The sequence below is a fragment of the Rothia nasimurium genome, assembly GCF_035916755.1.
Classification (GTDB): domain Bacteria; phylum Actinomycetota; class Actinomycetes; order Actinomycetales; family Micrococcaceae; genus Rothia.
The window spans coordinates 128,334-151,713 of sequence record NZ_JAYWIX010000007.1; the positions used below are offsets into that span (position 1 = coordinate 128,334).

Annotated in this window: 20 protein-coding genes; 19 read left to right on the forward strand and 1 reads right to left on the reverse strand. The window is 60.3% G+C overall.

All coding sequences use genetic code 11. From position 1 onward, the window contains the following. Nucleotide 1: 1 nt before the first annotated feature. From argS to VSX42_RS09055, 8 genes are all read left to right on the forward strand, one after another. Nucleotides 2–1,663 carry an arginine--tRNA ligase gene (gene argS, locus VSX42_RS09020; protein ID WP_326503968.1) on the forward strand — a complete coding sequence of 554 codons (1,662 nt, stop codon included), beginning with the start codon at nucleotides 2–4 and terminating at the stop codon, nucleotides 1,661–1,663. Beyond that, entirely contained in the window at nucleotides 1,664–3,148 is a 1,485-nt protein-coding gene (gene lysA, locus VSX42_RS09025; protein ID WP_326503969.1) for a diaminopimelate decarboxylase, read from the forward strand. A gap of 183 nt (nucleotides 3,149–3,331) precedes the next feature. Further along, nucleotides 3,332–4,618 (forward strand): homoserine dehydrogenase, encoded by a 1,287-nt coding sequence (locus VSX42_RS09030; RefSeq protein ID WP_326503970.1) that lies wholly within the window; start codon nucleotides 3,332–3,334, stop codon nucleotides 4,616–4,618. A 12-nt stretch (nucleotides 4,619–4,630) separates the two neighbouring features. After that, complete coding sequence (gene thrB / locus VSX42_RS09035) at nucleotides 4,631–5,647, forward strand: homoserine kinase (protein ID WP_326503971.1); 1,017 nt, start codon at nucleotides 4,631–4,633, stop codon at nucleotides 5,645–5,647. A gap of 318 nt (nucleotides 5,648–5,965) precedes the next feature. Continuing rightward, nucleotides 5,966–8,059, forward strand: a complete 2,094-nt coding sequence (gene rho / locus VSX42_RS09040; RefSeq protein WP_326503972.1) for a transcription termination factor Rho — start codon at nucleotides 5,966–5,968, stop codon at nucleotides 8,057–8,059. 15 nt (nucleotides 8,060–8,074) lie between these two features. Beyond that, a complete protein-coding gene (prfA, locus tag VSX42_RS09045; protein ID WP_135011527.1) occupies nucleotides 8,075–9,157 on the forward strand; it encodes a peptide chain release factor 1 in 1,083 nt (360 codons plus the stop codon). A gap of 2 nt (nucleotides 9,158–9,159) precedes the next feature. Beyond that, nucleotides 9,160–10,083 carry a peptide chain release factor N(5)-glutamine methyltransferase gene (gene prmC / locus VSX42_RS09050; protein WP_326503973.1) on the forward strand — a complete coding sequence of 308 codons (924 nt, stop codon included), beginning with the start codon at nucleotides 9,160–9,162 and terminating at the stop codon, nucleotides 10,081–10,083. Nucleotides 10,084–10,098: 15 nt separating this feature from the next. Further along, nucleotides 10,099–11,166, forward strand: a complete 1,068-nt coding sequence (locus VSX42_RS09055) for an L-threonylcarbamoyladenylate synthase (protein ID WP_326503974.1) — start codon at nucleotides 10,099–10,101, stop codon at nucleotides 11,164–11,166. Here VSX42_RS09055 and VSX42_RS09060 read toward each other — a convergent pair. After that, nucleotides 11,163–12,236: an NAD-dependent epimerase/dehydratase family protein gene (locus VSX42_RS09060; RefSeq protein WP_326503975.1), complete on the reverse strand. Its 1,074-nt coding sequence runs from the start codon at nucleotides 12,234–12,236 to the stop codon at nucleotides 11,163–11,165. The genes VSX42_RS09055 and VSX42_RS09060 overlap by 4 nt on opposite strands. A gap of 251 nt (nucleotides 12,237–12,487) precedes the next feature. Here VSX42_RS09060 and VSX42_RS09065 point away from each other — a divergent pair, with 251 nt between their 5' ends. The 11 genes from VSX42_RS09065 (at nucleotide 12,488) to VSX42_RS09115 (ending at nucleotide 23,353) form a co-directional block, all read left to right on the forward strand. Continuing rightward, entirely contained in the window at nucleotides 12,488–14,338 is a 1,851-nt protein-coding gene (locus VSX42_RS09065) for a glycosyltransferase (RefSeq protein ID WP_326503976.1), read from the forward strand. After that, the gene (locus tag VSX42_RS09070; RefSeq protein WP_326503977.1) at nucleotides 14,331–16,193 is read left to right on the forward strand and encodes a polysaccharide biosynthesis protein; all 1,863 of its coding nucleotides are present in this window, start codon (nucleotides 14,331–14,333) and stop codon (nucleotides 16,191–16,193) included. The genes VSX42_RS09065 and VSX42_RS09070 overlap by 8 nt, the downstream gene beginning before the upstream one ends. Further along, nucleotides 16,193–17,221 (forward strand): glycosyltransferase family 4 protein, encoded by a 1,029-nt coding sequence (locus VSX42_RS09075; protein ID WP_326503978.1) that lies wholly within the window; start codon nucleotides 16,193–16,195, stop codon nucleotides 17,219–17,221. Before VSX42_RS09070 ends, VSX42_RS09075 begins: the two co-directional genes overlap by 1 nt. Beyond that, nucleotides 17,211–17,633: a hypothetical protein gene (locus VSX42_RS09080; protein ID WP_326503979.1), complete on the forward strand. Its 423-nt coding sequence runs from the start codon at nucleotides 17,211–17,213 to the stop codon at nucleotides 17,631–17,633. The genes VSX42_RS09075 and VSX42_RS09080 overlap by 11 nt, the downstream gene beginning before the upstream one ends. Nucleotides 17,634–17,657: 24 nt before the next feature. Further along, nucleotides 17,658–17,912 carry a hypothetical protein gene (locus VSX42_RS09085; RefSeq protein WP_326503980.1) on the forward strand — a complete coding sequence of 85 codons (255 nt, stop codon included), beginning with the start codon at nucleotides 17,658–17,660 and terminating at the stop codon, nucleotides 17,910–17,912. A gap of 99 nt (nucleotides 17,913–18,011) precedes the next feature. Further along, nucleotides 18,012–18,815, forward strand: coding sequence for a F0F1 ATP synthase subunit A (gene atpB, locus VSX42_RS09090; RefSeq protein WP_326503981.1), 804 nt, complete (start codon nucleotides 18,012–18,014; stop codon nucleotides 18,813–18,815). A gap of 136 nt (nucleotides 18,816–18,951) precedes the next feature. Beyond that, on the forward strand, nucleotides 18,952–19,161 hold the full coding sequence (atpE, locus tag VSX42_RS09095) for an ATP synthase F0 subunit C (RefSeq protein WP_135011536.1): 210 nt from the start codon (nucleotides 18,952–18,954) through the stop codon (nucleotides 19,159–19,161). Nucleotides 19,162–19,212: 51 nt separating this feature from the next. Next, a complete protein-coding gene (locus VSX42_RS09100) occupies nucleotides 19,213–19,758 on the forward strand; it encodes a F0F1 ATP synthase subunit B (RefSeq protein ID WP_326503982.1) in 546 nt (181 codons plus the stop codon). Beyond that, nucleotides 19,758–20,570, forward strand: a complete 813-nt coding sequence (locus tag VSX42_RS09105; protein WP_326503983.1) for a F0F1 ATP synthase subunit delta — start codon at nucleotides 19,758–19,760, stop codon at nucleotides 20,568–20,570. The genes VSX42_RS09100 and VSX42_RS09105 overlap by 1 nt, the downstream gene beginning before the upstream one ends. A 157-nt stretch (nucleotides 20,571–20,727) precedes the next feature. Beyond that, entirely contained in the window at nucleotides 20,728–22,353 is a 1,626-nt protein-coding gene (gene atpA, locus VSX42_RS09110; RefSeq protein WP_237185867.1) for a F0F1 ATP synthase subunit alpha, read from the forward strand. A gap of 79 nt (nucleotides 22,354–22,432) precedes the next feature. Beyond that, nucleotides 22,433–23,353: a F0F1 ATP synthase subunit gamma gene (locus VSX42_RS09115; RefSeq protein ID WP_326503984.1), complete on the forward strand. Its 921-nt coding sequence runs from the start codon at nucleotides 22,433–22,435 to the stop codon at nucleotides 23,351–23,353. The last annotated feature ends 27 nt before the right edge of the window (nucleotides 23,354–23,380 follow it).

Consider the following 23,380-nt stretch of genomic DNA (forward strand, 5'->3'; position numbering starts at 1 on the left):
TATGACTCCCGAAGAACTCTCAAGTGCAATTGACGGCGCGCTGACCGCAGCGTTCGAAGCCGGCGAACTGACCCTAACCGACGGCGAAACCGCCCCCGCTGTGCGCGTAGAGCGCCCCAAGAACCGCGACCACGGCGACTGGTCCACCAACATCGCCCTGCAGATTTCTAAGAAGGTGGGGAAGAACCCCCGCGAGGTAGCCCAGATTCTGGCTGACCGAATCACCGAGATTGCCGGTGTGGCAAGCGTAGACATCGCTGGCCCCGGCTTCCTCAACATCACCCTGGATGCCGCCGCCGCCGGTGAGCTGGCCAAGACTATCGTTGAGCAGGGCTCAGCTTTTGGTACCAACGAAACCCTGGCCGGCCAGACTATCAACCTGGAGTTCGTTTCCGCTAACCCCACCGGCCCCATCCACCTGGGTGGTACTCGCTGGGCTGCCGTGGGTGACTCCCTGGCCCGTATCTTTATCTCCCAGGGCGCCAAGGTCGTGCGTGAATACTACTTCAATGACCACGGCAACCAGATTGACCGCTTTGCTCGCTCCCTGCTGGCCCGTGCCAAGGGTGAGGAGGCTCCCGAGGACGGCTACGGTGGCGAGTACATCACCGATATCGCCAACCGGGTGCTTGAGGTTCGTCCCGATGCCCTTGATGCCGAAGATCCCCAGGAAGTTTTCCGCGCTACCGGTGTTGAATTCATGTTCGAGGACATCAAGGCATCCCTGCATGACTTCCACGTCGATTTTGACGTCTACTTCCACGAGAACTCCCTCTTTGAGAACGGCAAGGTAGATGAGCTGCTTGAGAAGCTCAAGGAGTCCGAGAACCTCTACTTCAAGGACGGCGCCTGGTGGCTCAAGTCCACCGACTTCGGCGACGACAAGGACCGCGTGGTCATCAAGTCCGACGGTAATGCCGCCTACATCGCCGGTGACATCGCCTACTTCCAGGACAAGACCAAGCGCGCCGAGAACCCCGCTGACCTGGCAATCTACATGCTGGGTGCTGACCACCACGGTTATGTAGCCCGCCTCAAGGCCGCTGCCGCTGCCCTGGGCGATGACCCCAACATGGTTGAGGTCATGATCGGCCAGATGGTTAACCTGGTCAAGGACGGCAAGCCCGTGCGTATGTCTAAGCGCGCCGGTACCGTCGTGACCCTGGAAGACCTGGTTGAAATCGTAGGTGTGGATGCAGCCCGTTACTCCCTGACCCGCTACTCTGTTGACTCCAACATCGATATCGACCTGGATCTGCTGACCAAGCAGTCCAACGAGAACCCGGTCTTCTACGTGCAGTATGCCCACGCCCGTACCTGCGCTATTGCCCGCAACGCTGAGGCAGCCGGCGTCACCACCGAATCCGTCGATACCTCCCTGCTGAACTCAGAGGTAGACTCAGCCCTGCTGGCTGCCCTGGGCCAGTTCGCCGGTGCCGTCAAAGAAGCCGCTGACTTCCGTGAGCCCCACCGTGTGGCCCGCTACCTGGAAACCCTAGCCGGTGCTTATCACCGCTGGTACGGTGTCTCCCACGTTGCCCCCAAGGGCGATGAAGAGGTCACCGACCTGCACCGCACCCGCCTGCTGCTGAACAACGCAACCCGCCAGGTACTGGCCAACGGCCTGGGCCTGCTGGGAGTGAGCGCACCGGAGAAGATGTAAATGGGCGCAGAAACCGCACTGTTCAAGCCCGACTGGCTGAGCTACCCGTCCGCCCCGGCCGACCTCGACCCGGTGATTTGGATGCCCTCCTTCACCCGCTCTGAGGCCGGTGAACTCGAGGTGGACGGCACCCCCATCAGCCGCCTGGTCGCCGACTTTGGCACCCCCGAGTACGTCTTTTCTGAGACTACTTTCCGTTCCCGTGCCGCTGAGTTCCGTTCCGCCTTTGAGACGGCTTTTGAGAAGCACGGGGCTGAGGTCTCGGTCTACTACGCCGGTAAGTCCTTCCTGGCGACCGCCGTGGCCAAGTGGGCTGAGGAAGAGGGCTTGTGCCTGGATACCGCAAGCGGTGGCGAGCTGGCTATCGCCATGCGGGCCGGGGTGCCCGGCGCGAAAATCGCCCTGCACGGTAACAACAAGTCGGCGGGCGAGATTGCCCGCGCCCTGCGTTACGGGGTAGGACGCCTGGTGGCAGACTCGGTGCCCGAGGTGCAGCTGATTGCGCAGGTAGCAGCTGAGCTGGGCGTTACCGCCCCGGTTATGCTCCGCGTGACCCCGGGCGTGCACGCCTCGACCCACGACTTCATTGCTACCGCCCACGAGGATCAGAAGTTCGGCCAGTCTCTGGCAGCCGGTACCGCACCGCTGGCAGGTCTGTCGCTTGAAGAGCTGACCGAGCTGGGAATTACCGCTGATGATGCCTACGCCACTGTGGCTGCCGCTCTGGCCCTGGCCAGTGAGCACATTGACCTGCGCGGTTTGCACTGCCACATCGGCTCCCAGATTTTTGAGGCCGAGGGCTTCGGTAAGGCCGCTGAGAAGGTGCTGACCTACATGCAGCAGCTCAACGAGCGCTTTGGCGTGGTGCTGCCCGAAATCGACCTGGGTGGCGGCTACGGTATCGGCTACACCGAGCAGGATGACCCGCGCGGTTCAGCCGATATCGCCACCGAACTGGCTGACATGGTCTCTAAGACCTGCGCCAACGTGGGCATGGCCATTCCCCACCTCTCCTTTGAGCCGGGCCGCTCCATCTCGGGCCCCTCGGGTATCACCCTCTACACGGTCGGTACTATCAAGGACGTGGCGATTGAGGACGAGAACGGGGATACCCGTGTGCGCCGCTACGTCTCGGTCGACGGCGGTATGAGCGATAACCCCCGCCCGGTGCTCTACGAGTCCGACTACGCCGTAACCCTGGCTAATCGGGCCCCGGCAGGGGAACAGATTCTCTCCCGCGTGGTGGGTAAGCACTGCGAGTCCGGCGATATCGTGATTCGCTACTGCTACCTGCCGGCTGACCTGGCAGCGGGAGACATCCTGGCTGTTCCGGCCACCGGCGCCTACAACCACGTTATGGCCTCCAACTATAACTACCTGACCCGCCCGCCGGTCATCGCTACGGCGGCGGGCAAGGAGCCGCGCGCTATTATCCGCCGCGAAACCGAAGAGGACATGCTGGTCCGCGACCTGGGTCTAGTTTAGGTTCCTTCACCAGGGCGCCGCCTGCCAGCTTCCCTGCCACGAGGCAGGGGAGCAGTGGGGCGGCGTCCTGCCATCAACCACTCCGTTAGAAAATAAAGTTCATACTCTGGGTTACGCTGTCTTAACCGCTAGCATGGTGAGCGTACCCCTGAACCTATTTCCCATCTACGTCAGGAGACGCTCTTGGGCAACACCACCATCAAAGTAGCGCTACTAGGCGCCGGTAACGTCGGCTCACAGGTAGCCCGCATGTTCACCGAAGATGCCGAGTCCCTACAAGACCGCATTGGTGCGCCGGTTGAGCTCATCGGTATTGCCGTGCGCGATACCTCAGCCAAGCGCCACTATGAGGCTGCACCCGAGCTCTACACCACCGATGCCGAGGCGCTGATTGACGCTGCCGACGTGGTCATTGAACTCACCGGCGGTATTGAGCCTGCCCGAACCCGCATCCTGCGCGCCCTGACCGCCGGCAAATCGGTGGTATCAGGTAACAAGGCCCTGCTGGCTAAGCACGGTGTAGAACTGGCTGCTGCCGCGGCCAAGAGCGGGGCCCAGCTCTCCTACGAGGCCGCGGTTGCCGGTGCTATCCCCATTCTGCGCCCCCTGCGCGACTCTCTGGCCGGTGACCAGATCACCCGCGTGCTGGGTATCATGAACGGCACCACCAACTACATCCTTGACCAGATGGATACCACCGGCGCCCAGTTCACCGACGCTCTGGCCGAGGCCCAGCGCCTGGGCTACGCCGAAGCTGACCCCACCGCCGATATTGAGGGCCACGACGCTGCCTCAAAGGCCGCAATCGTTGCCTCCCTGGCCTTCCACTCTGACTTCACCATCGACGATGTTCACTGCGAGGGCATTACCTCTATCACCGCCGACGACGTGGCAGCAGCCGCTGCCGACGGCTACGTCATCAAACTCCTGGCGGTCTGCGAAAAGGACGGCGAGGGCGTCAATATCCGTGTGAATCCCACCCTGGTGCCCCGCACCCACCCGCTGGCGTCCGTCCACGGTGCTTTCAACGCTGTCTTCGTGCAGGCTGAAAACGCCGGTGAGCTCATGTTCTACGGCCCGGGCGCAGGCGGCGCCCCCACCGCCTCTGCGGTACTGGGTGACTTTGTTTCTCTGGCCCGCCGCCTGGTGCTCGGTGGCCCCGGTATCCCCGAGTCCTCCTTTGCCCAGCTGGTTGCCACCCCCATGAACGACGTTGTCTCCCGCTACTCGGTGGGCATCGTCGTGGAAGACAAGTTGGGTGTTCTTGCCAACATCGCCCGTATCTTTGCCGAACACGGTGTCTCTATCGAGACCATGCGCCAGGCTAAGGGCACCGGCGACGGAACCAGCGCCTCCATCCGTATCGTCACCCACCGCGCCACTGACGCTAACCTGCGTAAGACCATGGCTGTGGTGGACGCCCTCGATACCGTCCGCGACATCACCTCCGTTATCCGCGTAGAAGGCTAAGCACCGATTCTTATGTCACTTCCCATGATTGACGGCTCAGACGAGCCCTTCGTCCAGCCCGATGTAATCCCCCTTGGAGCGCGCGTGACCGTCAAGGTCCCGGCCTCTTCAGCCAATCTTGGCCCCGGCTATGACTCCCTGGGTCTGGCCCTGGCCCACTACGATGACCTGACGGTCACCCGCATGCCCGGGGTGGGGGAGTTGGCCTTCGATCTCACCGGTGAGGGGGCGGACGAGGTTCCGCAGGACGCCAGCCACCTGGTTATCAAGGCCATGGTGACTGCCTGGAAGGCCGTGGGGCTTTTTGAGCTTCCCTCCCTGCACGTTCAGGCCCATAACCGCATCCCGCATTCTCGCGGTATGGGGTCGTCCGCTTCGGCCATCGTGGCTGGCGTGACCGCAGCGAACGGCCTGCTCCCCGCCGAACTCCAGCTTGATGACGAGGCCGTACTACAGATTTGTTCGGGTATGGAAGGCCACCCCGATAACGTGGCCCCCTCCCTCTATGGCCACGTCGTAATCTCCTACGGGGACGACTCGGGCTGGCACTCCCTGCCTGTACCGGCCCATGAGAACGTACTGCCGGTCATCGCAATTCCTGACTACGAGGTGCCGACCAAGGTAGCCCGCGGCCTTATTCCTGAGACCGTTCCCCACCGGGAAGCCGCTGCTAACTCCGGCCGCGCGGCCCTGCTGACCCAGGCACTGGCGTCCTACCCCGACTACCTGCTGCCCGCAACCAGCGACCTGCTGCACCAGTCCTACCGCGCCGTTGCCATGAAGCCCTCAGCGGCCCTGGTTAAGTACCTGCGTGGCAAGGGATTTGCCGCGGTCATCTCGGGGGCAGGCCCCACTGTCATGGGCCTGGCCAACGGGGCGGACGAACGCGCCCGAGTTCGCGAAGCCATTGAGGCCTTCGCCACCGAAAGCGAGCCTAATCAGCACGAGAACCGGGCTGTAAGCTGGCGGGTGCTCGATATCGATATCGACACTAAAGGTGTTATGCTTACTTATGAGGAAACCGCCTAGCGCGCTCTAGCACTATTTGTGCCGGGCTCGCCTGTGTTGGCCTCATCCCACGGTTTGGCAGGTCTGTAGAAGCCTCAGCAGGTTCAACCGTTTATTTACGTCTTTCACTGACTAGTGGTGGCGTTCCTTCCCCGGGTATCCCGTCAGCTACCGTGTGGTGCAGCCGGGCACCCGAACCCGGGTCACCTGATACTCTCGCTTTCCCAGCGACAGCGTCACCTGACCCCTGAAACTATCCCTCGCCCGCTCTGGGCATGGCGCATCTGTTGCGCCAGAACAAACCGCGAAATCAACGACATTTCGAGAGAAGGAATCTTCGTGGCAGAAAACACCGACCTGACTGCAGGTACGGAGGCCGCAGCAGCGGCTGAGCAGAAGTCCCCCAGCCTGAGCACCCTCAAACTTGCTCAGCTCCAGTCCCTAGCCTCCCAGCTAGGTATTACCGGCGCCCGCCGTATGCGTAAATCAGACCTGGTTGAGGCTATTTCAGCCCACCAGCGTGGCTCAGCTGTAGCCGACCGTCCTGCTGAAACCGCAGACCAGGCAGAGAAGCCTAAGCGCACCCGTACCCGTAAGACCGCAGCCGAGAAGGCTGGCGAAGCAGAAGCTCCCGCCGAGGCCCAGCCTGAGGTAGAGAAGCCTAAGCGCACCCGTACCCGTAAGACCGCAGCCGAGAAGGCCGCCGAAGCAGAGCAGCCCAAGGGGCAGGACGCTGCCGAGACTGGCGCAGAGGCAGCTGCTGACGCCGCATCTGAGAAGCCCGCTACCAAGCGTCGCGGTAACCGCCGCGCCACCAGCTCAACCGTAGCCGCTGAAGCCCAGAAGGAAACCAAGCTCGATACTTCAGCCCTTGAAGCGGTTGAAGCTGCCCTTGACGGCCTGGAATCCCAGAAGGCTGCCCGTAACGAGCAGAACGAGGACGAAGAGGGTGCCAAGCGCCCCCGTACCCGCACCCGTACCGACCGTCGCCGCAAGAATGAGGGCGAGAGCGTCGATTCCGCCGAGCAGAACGAGGCTTCAGCTGAGAACGGCGAGAAGAACGAGCGTTATGAGCGCAAGAACCGTCGTGACCGCAACGACCGCGATAACCGTCAGGACCGCGGCGGCAAGAATGACCGCGACAACCGCGCTGAGCGTAACGACCGCCAGAACAACAACGGCCCCGACGAAGACCGCCGTAACAACCGCAAAAACCGCCGCGACCGTCAGGCAGAGCGCCGCGAGCGCCGTAACAACCGCCGCGACAACTACGAGCCCGAGATCAGCGAAGACGACGTACTGATTCCCGTCGCTGGTGTGCTTGACGTCCTCGATAACTACGCTTTCGTGCGTACCTCCGGCTACCTGCCCGGCACCAACGACGTTTACGTTTCCCTGGCCCAGGTCAAGCGTTACGGCCTGCGCAAGGGTGACGCTGTGGTCGGTACCATCCGCGCCCCCCGCGAAGGCGATAACAACAACCGCCAGAAGTTCAACGCCCTGGTGCAGCTGACCTCCATCAACGGCCTGACTCCCGAAGAGTCCAAGGGCCGCCGTGAGTTCAACAAGCTCACCCCGCTCTACCCCAAGGAGCGCCTGCGCCTGGAGACCGACCCCAAGAAGCTCGGTACCCGCGTCATCGACCTGATTGCCCCCATCGGCAAGGGCCAGCGCGGCCTGATTGTGGCACCCCCCAAGGCCGGTAAGACCCTGATGCTGCAGTCCATCGCCAATGCGATTACCACCAACAACCCCGAGGTTCACCTCATGATGGTTCTGGTGGACGAGCGCCCTGAAGAAGTCACCGACATGCAGCGCACCGTCAACGGTGAGGTAATCGCCTCTACCTTTGACCGCCCGGCAGATGACCACACCACCGTTGCTGAGCTCGCCATCGAGCGCGCCAAGCGCCTGGTGGAGCAGGGCCGCGACGTCGTCGTCCTGCTGGACTCCATGACCCGCCTGGGCCGCGCCTATAACCTGGCAGCCCCTGCCTCAGGTCGCATCCTCTCCGGTGGTGTGGACGCAGCTGCCCTCTACCCGCCCAAGAAGTTCTTCGGTGCTGCCCGCAACATCGAAGAAGGCGGCTCACTGACCATTCTGGCGACTGCCCTGGTCGAGACCGGCTCCAAGATGGACGAGGTCATCTTCGAAGAATTCAAGGGTACCGGCAACATGGAACTGCGCCTTTCCCGCCAGCTGGCAGACAAGCGTATCTTCCCCGCCATCGACCTCAACGCGTCCTCAACCCGTCGCGAAGAGGCCCTGCTCTCACCCGACGAGGTCAAGATCATGTGGCGCCTGCGCCGCGTGCTGGCCGGCATGGACCAGGAACAGTCTCTGTCTGTTCTGCTCTCCAAGCTGCGCGAGACCCAGTCCAACGTCGAATTCCTGCTCACCGTTGCTAAGAGCGGCCTGGGCCACGGCGAATAAGGAAAGGACATCACCGTGATTGAATCTATCCAGGGTCTGCTCGACGAGCACGCCGACCTCCAGAAGCAGCTGGCTGACCCGGCCGTCCACGCTGACCAGGGCAAGGCCCGTAAGCTGGGTCGCCGCTACTCAGAGCTCAACGGCATCGTTGAAGCCTACAACCGCGTCAACACCCTGCGCGACGACATCGAAGCTGCCCGCGAGATGGCTGCCGAAGACCCCGACTTTGCTGACGAGGTCAAGGAGCTTGAAGCCCAGCTACCCGAGGCTGAAGAGAAGCTGCGCCGTCTGCTGATTCCCCGTGATCCGGACGACGGCCGCAACGTCATTCTTGAAGTCAAGGGCGGCGAAGGCGGCGACGAGGCATCCCTCTTTGCCGCTGACCTGCTGCGCATGTACACCCGCTACGCCGAGTCTAAGGGCTGGAAGACCGAAATGATTTCTTCCCAGACCACCGACGTGGGCGGATACAAGGACGCCCAGGTAGCTATCAAGGGCACCTCGAATGACCCCGCTGAGGGCGTCTGGGCCCACCTCAAGTACGAGGGCGGCGTGCACCGCGTGCAGCGTGTACCGGCGACCGAGTCCCAGGGCCGTATCCACACTTCAGCTGCCGGCGTGCTGGTCTTCCCCGAGGTCGATGAGCCCGAGGAAATCGAGATTAACCAGAACGACCTGAAGATTGACGTCTACCGTTCTTCTGGCCCCGGTGGTCAGTCGGTGAATACCACCGATTCCGCTGTGCGTATTACCCACCTGCCCACCGGCATCGTGGTCGCTATGCAGAACGAGAAGTCACAGATTCAGAACCGTGAAGCTGCGATGCGCGTGCTCCGTGCCCGCCTGCTTGCCTGGCAGCAGGAGCAGATTGACGCCGAGAACGCCGAGAAGCGCCACTCCCAGGTGCGCACCATGGACCGTTCCGAGCGCATCCGCACCTACAACTTCCCTGAAAACCGTATTGCCGACCACCGCACCGGCTACAAGGCCTACAACCTCGATGCTGTACTCAACGGCGACCTTGAGGCTGTTGTGCAGTCCGCTATCGAGATGGACGAGGCCGCCCGCCTTGAGAAGCTCGGTCAGGAAGACAAGTAAGCGTGGCTGATTTTAGCCTGGAGCCCGGCGAAGAGCTTGATTCAGCCCTTCGCCGGGCTGCGCTCTATCTTGGCGCAGCTGGTATTGAATCGGCTGCAGCTGACGCGCAGCTGCTGGCCGCTTACCTGCTGGAGAAGGACGCCGGTGAGCCGGTATCACGGGGACGCGCTCAGTCCCTGGCCCTGCTGGGGCATCCGGTGCCTGAGGGCTTTGCCCGTCTGGTGACCCTGCGCGGTGAGCGCCTGCCCCTCCAACACCTGACCGGCCAGGCCCACTTCCGGGGCCTGACCCTGTCGGTGGGGCCGGGGGTTTTTGTGCCCCGCCCTGAGACCGAGCTACTGGTGGAGCACGCTCTTACCGCCTACCGGGGCATGGCTGGGGCCCTACCCGCTCAGCCCCTGGTGGTTGACCTGTGTACCGGGTCAGGTGCCATTGCAGCTGCCCTCGCTACCGAGCTGGCCGCCGATGAGCAGGTGCCGACCCCGCGCGTCCTTGCCGTTGAACTCTCTACCGAAGCTGCCGCCTGGGCTGAGCGTAACCTGGGCCCTGCCGGGGCGGAACTGATAGCGGGCGATGCTCGTACTGCCCTGCCCGGGTACGAGGGAGCCGTGACCCTGGTGGCCTCCAACCCGCCCTATATCCCTGCCGGGGCAATTCCTAAAGATCCTGAGGTCCGCGATCACGACCCGGCCCTGGCTCTTTACGGTGGGGGAGAGGACGGCATGGAGCTACCTGCCGCCATCGCAGCCCGGGCCTATGCCCTTCTCGCTCCCGGTGGCTATCTGATTATGGAGCACGCCGAAACCCAGCGGGAACTGATGCGTCAGGCCCTTGCCGCCGCCGGCTTTGAAGGTATCGAATCTATTGACGACTTCGCGGGTAAACCCCGTCACACCTCGGGCTATAAACCGCTACCAGGCACCTAAGAATGTGAAAGAATAATGAGCGTGAAAGCAACCATTGTTAGTGCAACCGACCCTGAGACCCTGGGCGACGCCATCGCGACTGCCAACTCAGCAATCGGTGCAGCCAAGACCATCGTGATCCCTACCGATACCGTGTACGGCATCGCTACCGATGCCTTCTCTGTTGCGGGCGTTGGGAACCTGCTTGCCGCTAAGGGCCGCACCCGGCAGATGCCCCCGCCGGTACTCATTTACGACCAGTCTGTGCTGCCGGGCTTGGCCGATGAGATTTCTGAGGACGCCCGCTCCCTGGCGACCGAGTTCTGGCCCGGTGCTCTCACCTTGATTTTCTACTCCCAGCCCTCCCTGAACTGGGACCTGGGCGAGACCCAGGGCACCGTTGCCCTGCGCGTGCCTAATGACCCGGTGGCTATTGAGCTTCTGAAAAACCTGGGCCCCCTGGCTGTTTCGTCAGCCAACAAAACCGGCCGTCCAGCTGCCACCACAGCCCAGGAAGCCATGGCCCAGCTGGGCGATGATGTGGCCGTTATCTTTGATGGTGGGCCACGCCCCGAGAACCGTCCTGAGGGCTTTGAAGCCAAGGATGCCCTACCTTCGACCATCGTGGACTGCACCTCTGACCGCCTGGTTGTGGTGCGTGAGGGCGCAATTTCAGTAGAGCGCCTGCGCGAGGTCGTGCCCGGTGTGCTAACCCGCGCCGAGTTTGAGACCCAGGAAAAGGCCCGCCGCGAAGCCGAGTCAGCTCTGGTAGCAAGCTCAGAGGCGATGGAAGATACCGAGATTTCGCCCCGCCAGGTGGATGAGCCTGACACAGAAGAGGTTGAGGCTGCCTCCCGCCAGGCTGCCGCTCCTGTAGCTGGTTCACTCGCTGCGGGGCTGGTAGGTGGTGCTAGCAACACCGCAGCCGTTGACCAGCGCCGTACCGCCAGCGCTCATGCTCCTGAGACCCGCGTGGTACAAGACAACACCAAGCCCTACTCGGTGGCCGATGCCCGTTCTCTGGTTTTTGGAGCCCAGAAAGAAGCCCCCGCCGAGCCGCTGACCGAAGCGGACGGCGAGGGCAACGAAACTCCTACCGTCTAGTTTTCAACCCTGCGGTCCTGTCTGGTGCCCAGTGCGCTGTGGGCGGTGCGAAGCACCTCGCTCACCCGTGCTTGGGGCACCAGGCCATTTTTTTGAGCCCACGAATCGTCGATATCCTGGCCGAACCACATCACCTCAACCCGGCGGACGGGCCCGGTTAGACGGTCGCCCAGGAGCTTAGAGACCCTGTAACCGGTGGCGACTAGGGCCAGGCAGAGGGGGGCCGGTAGGTGTAGGGGGCGGCGGCGTCCTGCGTCAATAAGGACGGACTCGGTGGTAGCTCCTTCCCAGGGCTGCATTACGATGGCGGGCAGGGGGCCTACGAAACTGGCTACCCGGTAGACGAATTCTGCCAGGGCGTAATTGGAGGAGACCGGGGTACGCCGCGGGGCGCGCCCTGCGACGGACGCCAGCGGGGAGGAAGCGATTTTTGCGAAAGCCTCGGTGGTTCGGCGTCCGCGCCCCTGCACACTTGTGGCCCGGATAATGCAGATATCGACCGCGTGATCCCCGGCTACAGCGACGGGGGAGTGAGAGGGGGCTGCCGGGAACTCTGATGCTTCAGAGCCGGGAGCCTGCCCCTGAGCTGCTGTTTCTTCGATAAAGGTCCGCAGGGAGAGAAGCACCTCTTCACCCAGGGCCTTCGAGAAAGAGTAGGCAGAGAAAGGCTGCGGTTTTGCCTCTGCACTGAGAACAGGAACCGGCCCTAAGACGGCAGCAGAGCTCAGATGGATTACTCTGCTGACCCCGGTGCGCTGGGCGGCAATTGCAATGACCGCAGGCAGCAGGGCATTAGCGCCTAGCAGGGGAGCTAGGTCTTCCTGGTCAGGGGCAGCCAGGCCCGAAGCATTGATGACAACCTCGCACCCGGCAAAAGATTCAGCGAGAGTGTCGATAATGCCGTCTAGCTGCCGGGCTTCGCGTATGAGCTGGTTGGCTTCGGCCGTGCGCGTGAGCAGGCGGGGAGCCTCAACCGCATCGACCTGGACACCTTCGGCAGCTAGCCGGGCTACAATCGATGAACCCACAAACCCGCTTGCCCCAATTACTTTCCATGTGGCCTGAGCCATGCCTTTACTCCGTCCGTGTAGTGGTTACCGGTGGGTTGTCTGTGCCCCTACCCCTAGGGTGACATAGGCCGGACCAAAAAACACGTAGGGCAGGCCGCAAAGGGCTAAGGTTTGGGTTTTTGGCCGCCTGCGCTGGGATAATCCACAGGTGAGTTCGCTAAACTTAGATAGAGTTGTGTGCTTTGTGCCCTGAAATCGGGGCAAGCACGCCTTTGCAGGTGGCCTCACCCCACGAAAGGACCTGTTTGCCCATGGTATCTGCCCCGACACCCCAGGTGCGCCCCCAGGAGCGCATTGTTGCTGTAGTGGTGACCTATAACCGCCGTGAGCTGCTTGAACAGACCCTAGCCGGGATAGAGGCGGGGGAACTGACCCCCGATAGGGTTATCATCGTCAATAACGCTTCTACCGATGGCACCGAAGAGTACCTGGGCGGCTATCGGAGTTCGCTGGCTACCGATATTGTGCACCTGCCGCAGAACGTGGGCGGCGCAGGCGGCTTCGCTGTGGGCATCGACCGGGCCCTGAACCGGCATGCCGCAGATCTGGTCTGGGTCATGGACGACGACACCGAACCTACTGAGAACACCCTGTCTGAGGCCTACCGGGCCTGGGCTGACTATTCCCCGGTGCGGGCAGAGCGCCCGGCCGTTGTGGCTTCTAAGGTGGTGTGGACCAACGGCCAGGACCACCCCATGAACACCATGCGTACCATGTTCGCAGCGGGCCCTGACCGCACCGCGCGGGCAGCCGCTGTGGGCGCCCGCCCCATCCGTTCGGCGTCCTTTGTTTCAATTCTGATGGATGCTGCCGCCATGCGGGCCACCGACCTGCCCCTGGCAGACTTCTTTATCTGGAATGACGACTTCGAATACACCACTCGCCTGATTCATCACAGCAACGGTATTGCTACCGAGCGGTCGGTAGCCCGTCACCACACCAAGACCTTTGGCACCACAGATGCCAAACCTGGCCCCCGCTTCTACAATGATGTGCGCAATAAGCTCTGGGTTTTTTGTGCCCGTCGTACCCTGAACCCGCTGGAAAAGCTGCTCTACGGGGGTTCGACGGCTCGCCTGTGGGCTAGCACCCTGCTGCGCACCGATGAGAAGAAGACCTATACCGGCTACTTCCTCAAGGGGGTTCAGGACGCTGCTGCCGGCTATCGCTCCAACAGTGAGGTGCTGGACGGCATCTACCAGCTTGAAACCCCCCAACTGGCCCAGCGCGTCAAAGAAAACTACGGGAGCGACCCCAAGTTCTCTGTCTTGATGAGCGTTTATGCCGGGGATCAGCCTGAGCACCTGCGCCTGGCCCTAGTCTCGAATACCGAGGGCCAAACCCTGCGTCCCAACCAGCTGGTACTGGTTCAGGATGGCCCCGTGAGCGCTGAGCTTTCTCAGGTTATCGCTGATTTTGAAGAGCAGAGCTCCCTTCCGGTGACAGTGGTACGCCTTGCCGAGAACCATGGGCTAGCTGCCGCTCTGCACGAGGGGCTTACCTACTGCGACTACGATATTGTGGCCCGAGCAGACTCAGACGATGTTTCTGCTCCTAACCGTTTCGCCCAGCAGGTTCCTCTGCTTGCCACGGGCCAGTACGACGTGCTGGGTAGCGCCATGCACGAGTTTACGGACGACCCCGCCCGCTCCGAGGCCGAACGCAAGGCTGTGACCGGGGCGAGAGCTATCCGAGAGATGCTTCCGAAACGCAATCCCATGCTGCACCCCACCGTGGTCTTCCGCAAGAGCGCTGTGGAGGCCGTTGGCAGCTACGTTGAGGTTCCGGGAGCCGAAGACTATTGGCTCTGGGCCCGCATGAGTCGGGCCGGGTTCGTCCTGGGCAATCTGAGCCAGCCCCTGGTGAGCTACCGGGTGGCCACTGCCTATACACGACGCGGGGGGATCCAGGCCCTGCGCAAGGACCTTCAAATCCAGCGCAGGCTCTATACCGGGGGAGTGCTGAGTCCCGTCCGCTTCGCCCAGAACCTAGCCATACGCGGTGTCTACCGCCTAGCCCCAGAAGAACTGCGCACCCGGGCCTTTAGGGCCATGACCGGCCGAAACCCGCAGGGGAAGAAAGAGAAGGTCAGCAATGTCTAAAGAATCGTCCCCGCAGACCACTTCTATTCCCATTCTGACATCGAGCACTGAGCGGAAGACCTGGTGGAAGTACGTGCAGATGGGGCTAGACTCCCTAGCCTGGCTGCTAGCCCTACCCGCTGCCTTTGTTTTGCGCTACGGCATGGATTTGAGCCAGATTGATGCAGGCGGGCTCACCACGGTTGCCCTGGTGGTGGTCGCCCTACAAATTGGTGGGGGCCTGATGATGGGTCTCTACCGTGGCGTCCACAGCTACGGCACCCTGCAAGAGGGAAGCAAGCTCTACCCCCTGATATTAGCTAACACCATCATTATGCAGATACTGCTGATGGTATCGTCCCGTGCCGTTGGTGTGCCCCGCTCGGTGGTACTCATTGCCTTCCCCATCGCTGTTTTGCTGATGATGGGCTTCCGCTACAGCAAGCGAATCTATGAGGAAAAGACCAACCGCCCCAGCGGTAAAGATGTGCAGCGGGTGATTGTTTACGGTGCAGGTTTTCTGGGCCGCAACCTGATTTCAACCCTGATGACCGACCCCAAGGCAAAGTACCTGCCGGTCGCGATTGTTGACGATGACCGTTCGGTGCGTAACGCCCGTATTCATTCGGTAAAGGTTGAAGGAACTAGCGCTGACTTGGCCGCCCTGGTAAAACACCACCAGGCTACGAAGGTGCTTATTGCTATTGGCGAGGAGATTCCTGAACGACGCCTGGTCCGCATCGCCCAGAGCATGAAAAAACTGGGGGTAGAGACCATACGCATTAACTCTGCTGTTCCCGATATGGGCCAGTCCCGTCGCCGCAGCGAAGAGAACAATGAGCGGGAGCTTCTTGAGAAGATTCGCGGCACCATTGACTACAAGATCGACCACGACCTGATTCGTAGCTATGTGCAGGGTCGCCGGGTGCTTGTGACCGGTGCAGGTGGGTCGATTGGCTCTGAGCTCTGCCGCCAGATTAATACCTATCAGCCGGCTGAGCTGATGATGCTCGACCGTGATGAGTCCCTGCTCATGGATACCCGGTATTCTCTGACCGGCCTATCAAGCCTGGACGATCCCAGTGTGATTTTGGCGGACGTGCGGGATTTTGAGGCCCTAGAGGCGGTCTTTACTGAACGTCAACCTGAGGTTGTATTTCATGCTGCCGCCCTTAAGCATGTCTCTGCCCTTGAGGCTTACCCCAAGGAAGCCTATAAAACCAATACTCTAGGCACCGCAAACGTGCTTAAGGCTTCAGCTCAGGTTGATGTTCAGGTTTTTGTGAATATCTCGACCGATAAGGCTGCCGACCCCACCACTGCCCTGGGGCAGTCCAAGCGCAGCGCGGAAATGCTGACGAGCTGGTACGGCGAGCAGACCGGGCATACCTATGTCTCGGTGCGCTTCGGCAATGTTTTTGGTTCTCGCGGTTCTATTAAGCCCCTCTTTACCAAGCAGATCTTAGACGGTGGCCCCCTGACCGTGACCGACCGGAACGCCACCCGCTACTTCATGCTAATTCCGGACGCCTGCCTGCTGGTTATGTTGGCTGGGGCAATCGGGCGAAGCGGCGAGGTGATGGTGCTCGATATGGGCGAGCCGGTCAAGATTCTCAAGGTGGCCGAACATATGCGCAGCCTCTATGAGCGCTTCGACGTAGCCATCGACGTCATTGGCCTGCGCGCGGGCGAAAAGCGCGACGAGGTACTTTTCGGCCAGGACGAGGTACACCAGCGCAGCGAAGAGAACGAAAATATCATGAGGGCTCAAGCCCCCAGGTTTGACCCCGCTGACCTTGACTATGCTCGCTGGCTTGAAAACTACCGTAGCCACCGCGGGTACGACCGCACCGAGCATCGGGGGCAGGAGGCCTAATGACTACCTCAGAACTTCTGGCACTGCTTCTGGTGCCCGCCCTTATCGCCCTGGTCGCCGGTCTGCTCTTACCCTTCGCCGTGCGTCCGCTCCTGCATCGCTGGAACCTGGTCGATATCCCCACTGCACGGTCTTCTCACAGCTTCCCGGTCTTTCGCGGCATGGGGCTGGCAACCGCACTTGCAGCGGTGCTGGCCTACCTGGTTGCCCTCATCGACGGGCAGATTTTTACTGATCGGTCTATCGCCCTCTTCGTACTCTTTGGCATGATGGCATCGGGTGCTCTGGGCTGGATGGAGGACTACCGCGGGGTCTCTATCAAGGTTCGCTTTGCTGCCCAGCTGCTTATCGGCGCTATCGTCGCTCTGGGAATGACCCTGATGCTGGGGACCTCCATCTTCTGGGTCCCCTTAGGGGTCTTTGCGATCGCCGCCTACATCAACGTGGTGAACTTTATGGACGGCATCAACGGCATCTCGGGTCTGCACGGCTTTGCTGTGGGAGGGGCTTATGCCTACGCGGGCTGGGTTAACCAAATGCCCTGGCTACTTGCCGGGGGAGCGGCTGTGGCTGCGGCCTACCTGGCCTTCCTGCCCTGGAATGTGCGTACCGGTAAGAACGTTTTCCTGGGGGACGCCGGCTCCTACTTCCTAGGGGGAGCTATTGCTTCCATGGCGGTGGGCGCCTTCCTCTCGGGGGTTTATGTGGAGTATATCCTTGCCCCCCTGCTGGTCTACCTGGTAGACACCGGAACTACGCTATTGCGCCGAATCGTGCGGGGTGAACAATGGTACAAACCCCATCGCAGCCACGCCTACCAACGGTTGACGGACGTCGGTTTCAGCCACCTGGGCAGTGCGGCCCTTGTGACACTTACTACTTTTGTGGTGACCGCTGTGACAGTGATGGCTCTACCCTTTGAAACCCAGAACGCTATTTGGTCTGCCCTGTTAGTTGTGCTTATCTTGGCCCTTTACATCTTTTTGCCGACTATGCTCGGGAAGGTGCGTCAGAAAAATGGGGCCTAAACCGCTGGGCATCAACGAGATGCCCTGGGTAAAAATCTTCAGGTCTGTCTCACTGGCTTTGGCTATCTTGGCCCTAGTCGGTACGATAGTTGGTGTACTTATCGCAGGTAAACCGGCTGCGGGTGGGTTCCTTACGGGGCTTACCCTGGTTTATCTCAGTTTCGCGGTCGGAATCATGGTTGTGATACCGGCTGAGAAGAAGTCGATGAAAGCGGCGGCAGTGGCTCTAGCGGCCATGTATCCGTTCAAGATTATGGTTTTCACCGGCCTCTTAGTGTTCGCCCCTATACCGCAGGATTTTCGTAACGGCTGGCTTCTCACCGGAGCCGTCCTGGCACTTGTGGCCCAGCTTGTCATTGAAACGAAAATTATCTCGAAACAGAGAATCCTCTATTTCGATTCGGTAGGATGAAACTAGGCAAAGGAGCATACACCCGTGGGCAACACCGACGATAAGTGGTACAAGCAAGATAAGCAGTTACGCTCTGCTGGCGACCTGGTTGCCGGTGGCGGAACAGCCGGGGCCTTTATGACACTTCTGTACGTCATGATAGGCATTGGTATCTGGAGTTTGGTAGGCTATGGTCTGGACCACTTACTAGGTACAACCTGGATTGCTTGGGCAGGCGGATTCGTTGGCGCCTTTGGTGGTATCTACCTGGTATTTATCCACATGCAGCAGCGTAAATAAGACCAACTGAAACCGGTTGGCACACACGTACTTTTGATTCTTTAAACCTCTGAGGTTGCTGGAGCCAGCGGCCAACACGAAGCAATGAAAGGACTTGCCTTGATTTCAAACGGGCTAGTTGTCGCAGCGGGAGAGCAGCAGGGCTACGTTCCGCCCACTATCGATGAGATGCACCTGCCTGCCATCTTCACGATCGGTGATTTTGAGTTCAGCAAGCAGATGCTTCTGGTTATCCTGTCGGTGGTCATCGTTGCTGGCTTCTTCCTCTTCGCTGCCCGCAAGCGTGCCATGGTTCCCTCACGCACTCAGTTCGTGGGCGAAATGGGGTACGGCCTGGTCCGTAACAGCCTGGGCAAGGAACTGATTGGCGCCCACCACTACAAGCCTTTTGTTCCCCTGCTCTTCACCGCTTTCTTCTTCATCCTGGTAAATAACCTCTACGGTTCAATTCCCGTTCTCCAGCTGCCCACCATGTCTCACGTAGGTTCTGCCTACGCCCTGGCAGGTATCGCATACCTGACCTGGGTTGGTGTTGGTATCAAGCGCAAGGGTCTGGGTAAGTTCTTCAAGGACATGACCATGCCCTCCGGTGTTCCCCCGCTGGTCTACGTCATCCTGATTCCCATCGAGTTCATGTCCAACATGCTCATCCGCCCCGCAACCCACGCCCTGCGTCTCTTCGCTACCATGTTCGGTGGCCACCTGGCGATTATGGTTGCAGCATCCCTTACCCAGTACCTGATTGTTGAAGCAGGTGGCATCGCCGCTATCGCCTCGATTGGTTCAGGCGCCCTGGGCCTCTTCCTCTACTTCCTGGAACTCATGATTCAGGTCATCCAGGCCTACGTCTTCACCCTGCTCCTTGCGGTCTACCTGCAGGGCTCGGTCTCAGAAGGCCACTAAAAATATAGGTTTTCTCCGTCGGGCACACCGGCGGACGAGAAAAGCAACCCGCTTTAGCGGGGAGTGTCCACATCAAAACTCTGCCCCTTACACAACACACAAACCGCAAGGGGCACTGTGAAAGGAAACAAACATCATGGAACTCACCGGTTCACTTACCGCAGTTGGTTACGGTCTGTCAGCTATCGGCGGTGGCATCGGCGTAGGTCTGATCTTCGCAGCCTACATGACCTCTGTTGCTCGTCAGCCCGAGTCACAGCGCACCCTGCAGCCCATGCTCTTCCTGGGCTTCGCACTGGTTGAAGCACTGGCAGTTCTCGGCCTGGTTCTTGCGTTTATCAAGTAATTTTTGGCCCCGCCGAAAGATTGACCAAACTATAGAACAGGAAAACCCCCTATGTCTCACTTAATGGCAGCAGCAGAGGGCGCGAACCCTCTGGTCCCCAATGTCTGGGAAATCGCCATTACCGCCATCGGGTTCCTGCTCCTCCTCTTCATCGTCACCAAGTACGTTGTCCCGGCATTCGAAAAGATTTACCAGGACCGTAAAGAAGCAATTGAGGGTGGTCTAGCCAAGGCTGAAAAGGCTCAGGCAGAGGCCGCGGCAGCACGCGAAGAGTACGGCCAGCAGCTCGAAAGCGCTCGTCTGGAAGCTCAGAAGATTCGCGAAGAAGCACGCGCCGAAGGCGACGCCATCGTGGCAGAAGCTAAGGAGCGCGCAAACGCTGAGGCCGCCCGCATCACCGAAAACGCTCAGAAGACCATCGAGGCAGAACGTGCAGCTGCCGCAGCATCACTTCGTGCCGAAGTTGGCGCTCTGGCAACCTCACTGGCTGGCAAGATTGTGGGCGAATCCCTCAACGATGATGAGCGATCCGCACGTGTAGTCGATCGTTTTCTTGCTGACCTTGACGCGCAGCAGCAGGCAGGTGCAGCCCGCTAATGTCAGCAGTATCGACTGAATCACTGAACAAGGTGGAACAGGTTCTGGTGGCCCAGCCTACCGATAACCCGACCCACCTCGCAGAAGAGCTCTTCGCTGTTGTCGATGTTATCGACACCAACGGCGGGTTCCGGCGAGGTCTAACCGATCCTTCCCGCGAAGCAGCGCAGCGAGCAGGCATCGCCCGCTCCGTTCTGGGCGGCAAGATTTCCGACGCCGCTCTGGCTATCGTTTCTGCAGCAGCAGAAGCCCGCTGGAGTGAAGAACGCGATCTGGCTGATGCCCTCGAAACAACCGCTGTCACCTCAGTAGCGCTTTCTGCTGAACAGCGCGGAGGTATCGATGCACTGGAGCAGACCGTCAATGAACTGCTGACCTTCATCAACACCGTTGATGCCTCAGCAGAAGTACAGGCTGCTCTTGCCGATACCAGGGCAAGCAAGGAAGCACTCAAGAAGCTGGCTGTCAGCCTCGGTGGCCGTGTAGCTACCGCTGAAGGCAAGCTTCTGCTAGAACGAGTTGCCACTGCGGCCCGCGGAACCACCGCAGCCCGTCTGGCTAACGAGTTCGTAGAAATCATCGTCAAGCGTCAAAACCGTTGGATCGCACGAGTTACCTCAGCAACCGCGCTGACTGCAGAGCAGATTGCAAAGCTGCAGGGGTCACTCAACAAGACCTACGGCAAGGAGCTGAAGCTCGATATCACCGTAGACCCCGCACTTCTGGGCGGTCTGCGCGTGCAGGTAGGGGACGAAGTCATCGATGGCTCGCTGTCCACCCGACTGTCAGAACTCAGCCGCGCTTTCGCATAGGCGATTTACACAGTCGAGACCTCGACGGTGATTTAGAAGATACACAGACGACATCGGGCAAGCTTAAGAAGCACAACCCGAGCACGTCACACAAGTTTCGGTGGGCCTGCCGCCATTCGGCAGGCACACCAACAAATTAGGAGAGCAGGGACATAAGATGGCCGATTTGACCATCAACGCCGATGATGTCCGTAACGCGCTGAACGAATTCGCAGCGTCTTACGAACCCGGCAATGCAGAGCGCGTAGAGGTGGGTCGTGTTGCATCAGCATCCGACGGCATCGCACGCGTTGAGGGCCTTCCCTCAGTAATGGCTAACGAGCTGCTTCGCTTCGAAGACGGCACCCTTGGCCTGGCACAGAACCTCGACACTCGTGACATCGGTGTCATCATCCTCGGTGACTTCACCGGCATTGAAGAAGGCCAGGAAGTTCACCGTACCGGCGAGGTTCTCTCAGTACCCGTAGGCGACGCCTACCTGGGCCGCGTAGTTGACCCCCTGGGCAACCCCATCGATGACCTGGGCGACATTGAAGCAGAAGGCCGCCGTGCCCTCGAACTTCAGGCTCCCGGCGTTACCCAGCGTAAGTCAGTTCACGAGCCCCTCCAGACCGGTCTCAAGGCAATCGACGCCATGATTCCGATTGGCCGCGGCCAGCGTCAGCTGATCATTGGTGACCGCCAGACCGGTAAGACCGCTATCGCGGTTGACACCATCCTGAACCAGAAGGACAACTGGGCAACCGGCGACCCCAACAAGCAGGTTCGCTGTGTCTACGTTGCTATCGGTCAGAAGGCATCAACCATCGCCGCAGTGCGCGAAACCCTCAAGCAGCAGGGCGCACTGGAATACACCACCATCGTGGCTTCCCCCGCATCTGACGCAGCAGGCTTCAAGTACCTGGCCCCCTACACCGGTAGCGCCATCGGCCAGCACTGGATGTACGGCGGCAAGCACGTCCTCATTATCTTCGATGACCTCTCAAAGCAGGCAGAAGCCTACCGTGCGGTATCACTGCTGCTGCGTCGTCCTCCGGGCCGCGAAGCATACCCCGGCGATGTCTTCTACCTCCATTCCCGCCTGCTTGAGCGCTGTGCAAAGCTCTCCGACGAGCTGGGTGCAGGTTCAATGACCGGCTTCCCGATCATTGAAACCAAGGCAAACGACGTTTCAGCCTTTATCCCCACCAACGTCATCTCCATCACCGACGGCCAGATTTTCCTGCAGTCAGACCTCTTCAACGCTAACCAGCGCCCTGCGGTCGACGTAGGTATCTCCGTCTCCCGTGTTGGTGGTGCAGCACAGACCAAGGCTATGAAGAAGGTCTCCGGTACCCTCAAGCTCGACCTTGCTCAGTACCGCGCCATGGAAGCCTTCGCAATGTTCGCTTCCGACCTGGACGAAGCCTCAAAGGCCCAGCTGACCCGCGGTGCTCGCCTCACTGAGCTGCTGCGTCAGCCCCAGTACACCCCCTACGCAGTTGAGGACCAGGTTGTCTCAATCTGGGCAGGCACCAACGGCTACCTCGATGACCTCGAAGTTTCAGACGTTCTGCGTTTCGAATCAGAGTTCCTCGACCACCTGCGCCGCTCCACCTCAGTACTGCAGGACATCGCAGCATCAGGCAAGCTCGAAGACGAAACCGTAGCAGCTCTCAAGACTGCCATCGTTGACTTCAAGCAGGGCTTCCGCTCAGAAGGCACCAGCCACCTCGTTGAGGCCGGTCACGAAGAGCACCAGCCCCTGTCAGACAGCGAAGTATCACAGGAAACCATCGGTTAGCGATTTTCCTAGCAGGTGAGATGCCCCTCCAACAGAACCTGGGGGAGGGGCTCTTACCCTAGGAGTGAAAGGAATCTCTATGGGAGCCCAGATTAGGGTTTACCGCCAAAAGATTACTTCAACATCGTCTATGAAGAAGATCTTCAAGGCGATGGAGATGATCGCAACCTCACGCATTAACAAGGCACGTAAGAGCGCAGAGGCCGCTAGCCCCTACGCAAATGCGCTGACCAAGGCCGTCACTGCCATCGCGACCCAGCACCACATTGAGCACCCCCTGCTTAACGCACGCTCAAAGGCAAAGACCGGTCGCTCCGCAGTTCTCGTCCTCACCAGCGACCGCGGCCTTGCGGGTTCATACTCCTCATCCGTCCTCAAAAAAACCGAGGGTCTTATTGAGAAGCTCCGCGGTGAGGGACGTGATGTCAAGCTCTATCTCATCGGTCGCAAGGCAAAGTCCTACTTTGACTTCCGCGAACGCGAATACGAGCAGGCTTGGGAAGGCAACACCGACAACCCCAACATCGAGATGGCCGTTGCAGCACGCGACGCCATCCTGGCAGCCTACGAAAACGGCGACGTCGATGACCTTCATATCATCTACACCGAATTCGTCTCCATGGTCAGCCAGGAAACCCGCGTCCTGCGCCTGCTCCCCATTGAGGTAGCAGACGCACGCGAACTCGGTGAAGAAATCCTGCCCGGCGAACGTCTCGAAGACGACCAGTTCCAGCAGAACTCAGTCTTTGAATTCGAGCCCAGCCCCCAGGAAGTTCTCGACGAGTTGCTGCCCCGCTACATCGCCTCCCGCATCTATGCGTGCCTGCTAGAAGCAGCGGCCTCCGAACTGGCGTCCCGCCAGCGCGCGATGAAGTCCGCAGGTGATAACGCTGACGAGCTCATCAAGAAGTACACCCGCCTGATGAACAACGCTCGCCAGGCAGAAATTACTCAGGAGCTCAGCGAAATTGTTGGCGGCGCCGACGCACTCGCCTCCTAATCCACCAGACAACTTTCCACTCTCTAC

Excerpts from the sequence above, each read along its gene's own strand:
- atpA (WP_237185867.1), top strand. The coding sequence starts at position 20,728 with ATGGCCGATTTGACCATCAACGCCGATGATGTCCGTAACGCGCTGAAC.
- VSX42_RS09115 (WP_326503984.1), top strand. The coding sequence starts at position 22,433 with ATGGGAGCCCAGATTAGGGTTTACCGCCAAAAGATTACTTCAACATCG.
- atpE (WP_135011536.1), top strand. The coding sequence starts at position 18,952 with ATGGAACTCACCGGTTCACTTACCGCAGTTGGTTACGGTCTGTCAGCT.
- lysA (WP_326503969.1), top strand. The coding sequence starts at position 1,664 with ATGGGCGCAGAAACCGCACTGTTCAAGCCCGACTGGCTGAGCTACCCG.
- VSX42_RS09070 (WP_326503977.1), top strand. The coding sequence starts at position 14,331 with ATGTCTAAAGAATCGTCCCCGCAGACCACTTCTATTCCCATTCTGACA.
- VSX42_RS09065 (WP_326503976.1), top strand. The coding sequence starts at position 12,488 with ATGGTATCTGCCCCGACACCCCAGGTGCGCCCCCAGGAGCGCATTGTT.
- VSX42_RS09055 (WP_326503974.1), top strand. The coding sequence starts at position 10,099 with ATGAGCGTGAAAGCAACCATTGTTAGTGCAACCGACCCTGAGACCCTG.
- VSX42_RS09105 (WP_326503983.1), top strand. The coding sequence starts at position 19,758 with ATGTCAGCAGTATCGACTGAATCACTGAACAAGGTGGAACAGGTTCTG.
- argS (WP_326503968.1), top strand. The coding sequence starts at position 2 with ATGACTCCCGAAGAACTCTCAAGTGCAATTGACGGCGCGCTGACCGCA.
- VSX42_RS09080 (WP_326503979.1), top strand. The coding sequence starts at position 17,211 with ATGGGGCCTAAACCGCTGGGCATCAACGAGATGCCCTGGGTAAAAATC.
- VSX42_RS09075 (WP_326503978.1), top strand. The coding sequence starts at position 16,193 with ATGACTACCTCAGAACTTCTGGCACTGCTTCTGGTGCCCGCCCTTATC.
- VSX42_RS09060 (WP_326503975.1), bottom strand. The coding sequence starts at position 12,236 with ATGGCTCAGGCCACATGGAAAGTAATTGGGGCAAGCGGGTTTGTGGGT.
- VSX42_RS09100 (WP_326503982.1), top strand. The coding sequence starts at position 19,213 with ATGTCTCACTTAATGGCAGCAGCAGAGGGCGCGAACCCTCTGGTCCCC.
- thrB (WP_326503971.1), top strand. The coding sequence starts at position 4,631 with ATGTCACTTCCCATGATTGACGGCTCAGACGAGCCCTTCGTCCAGCCC.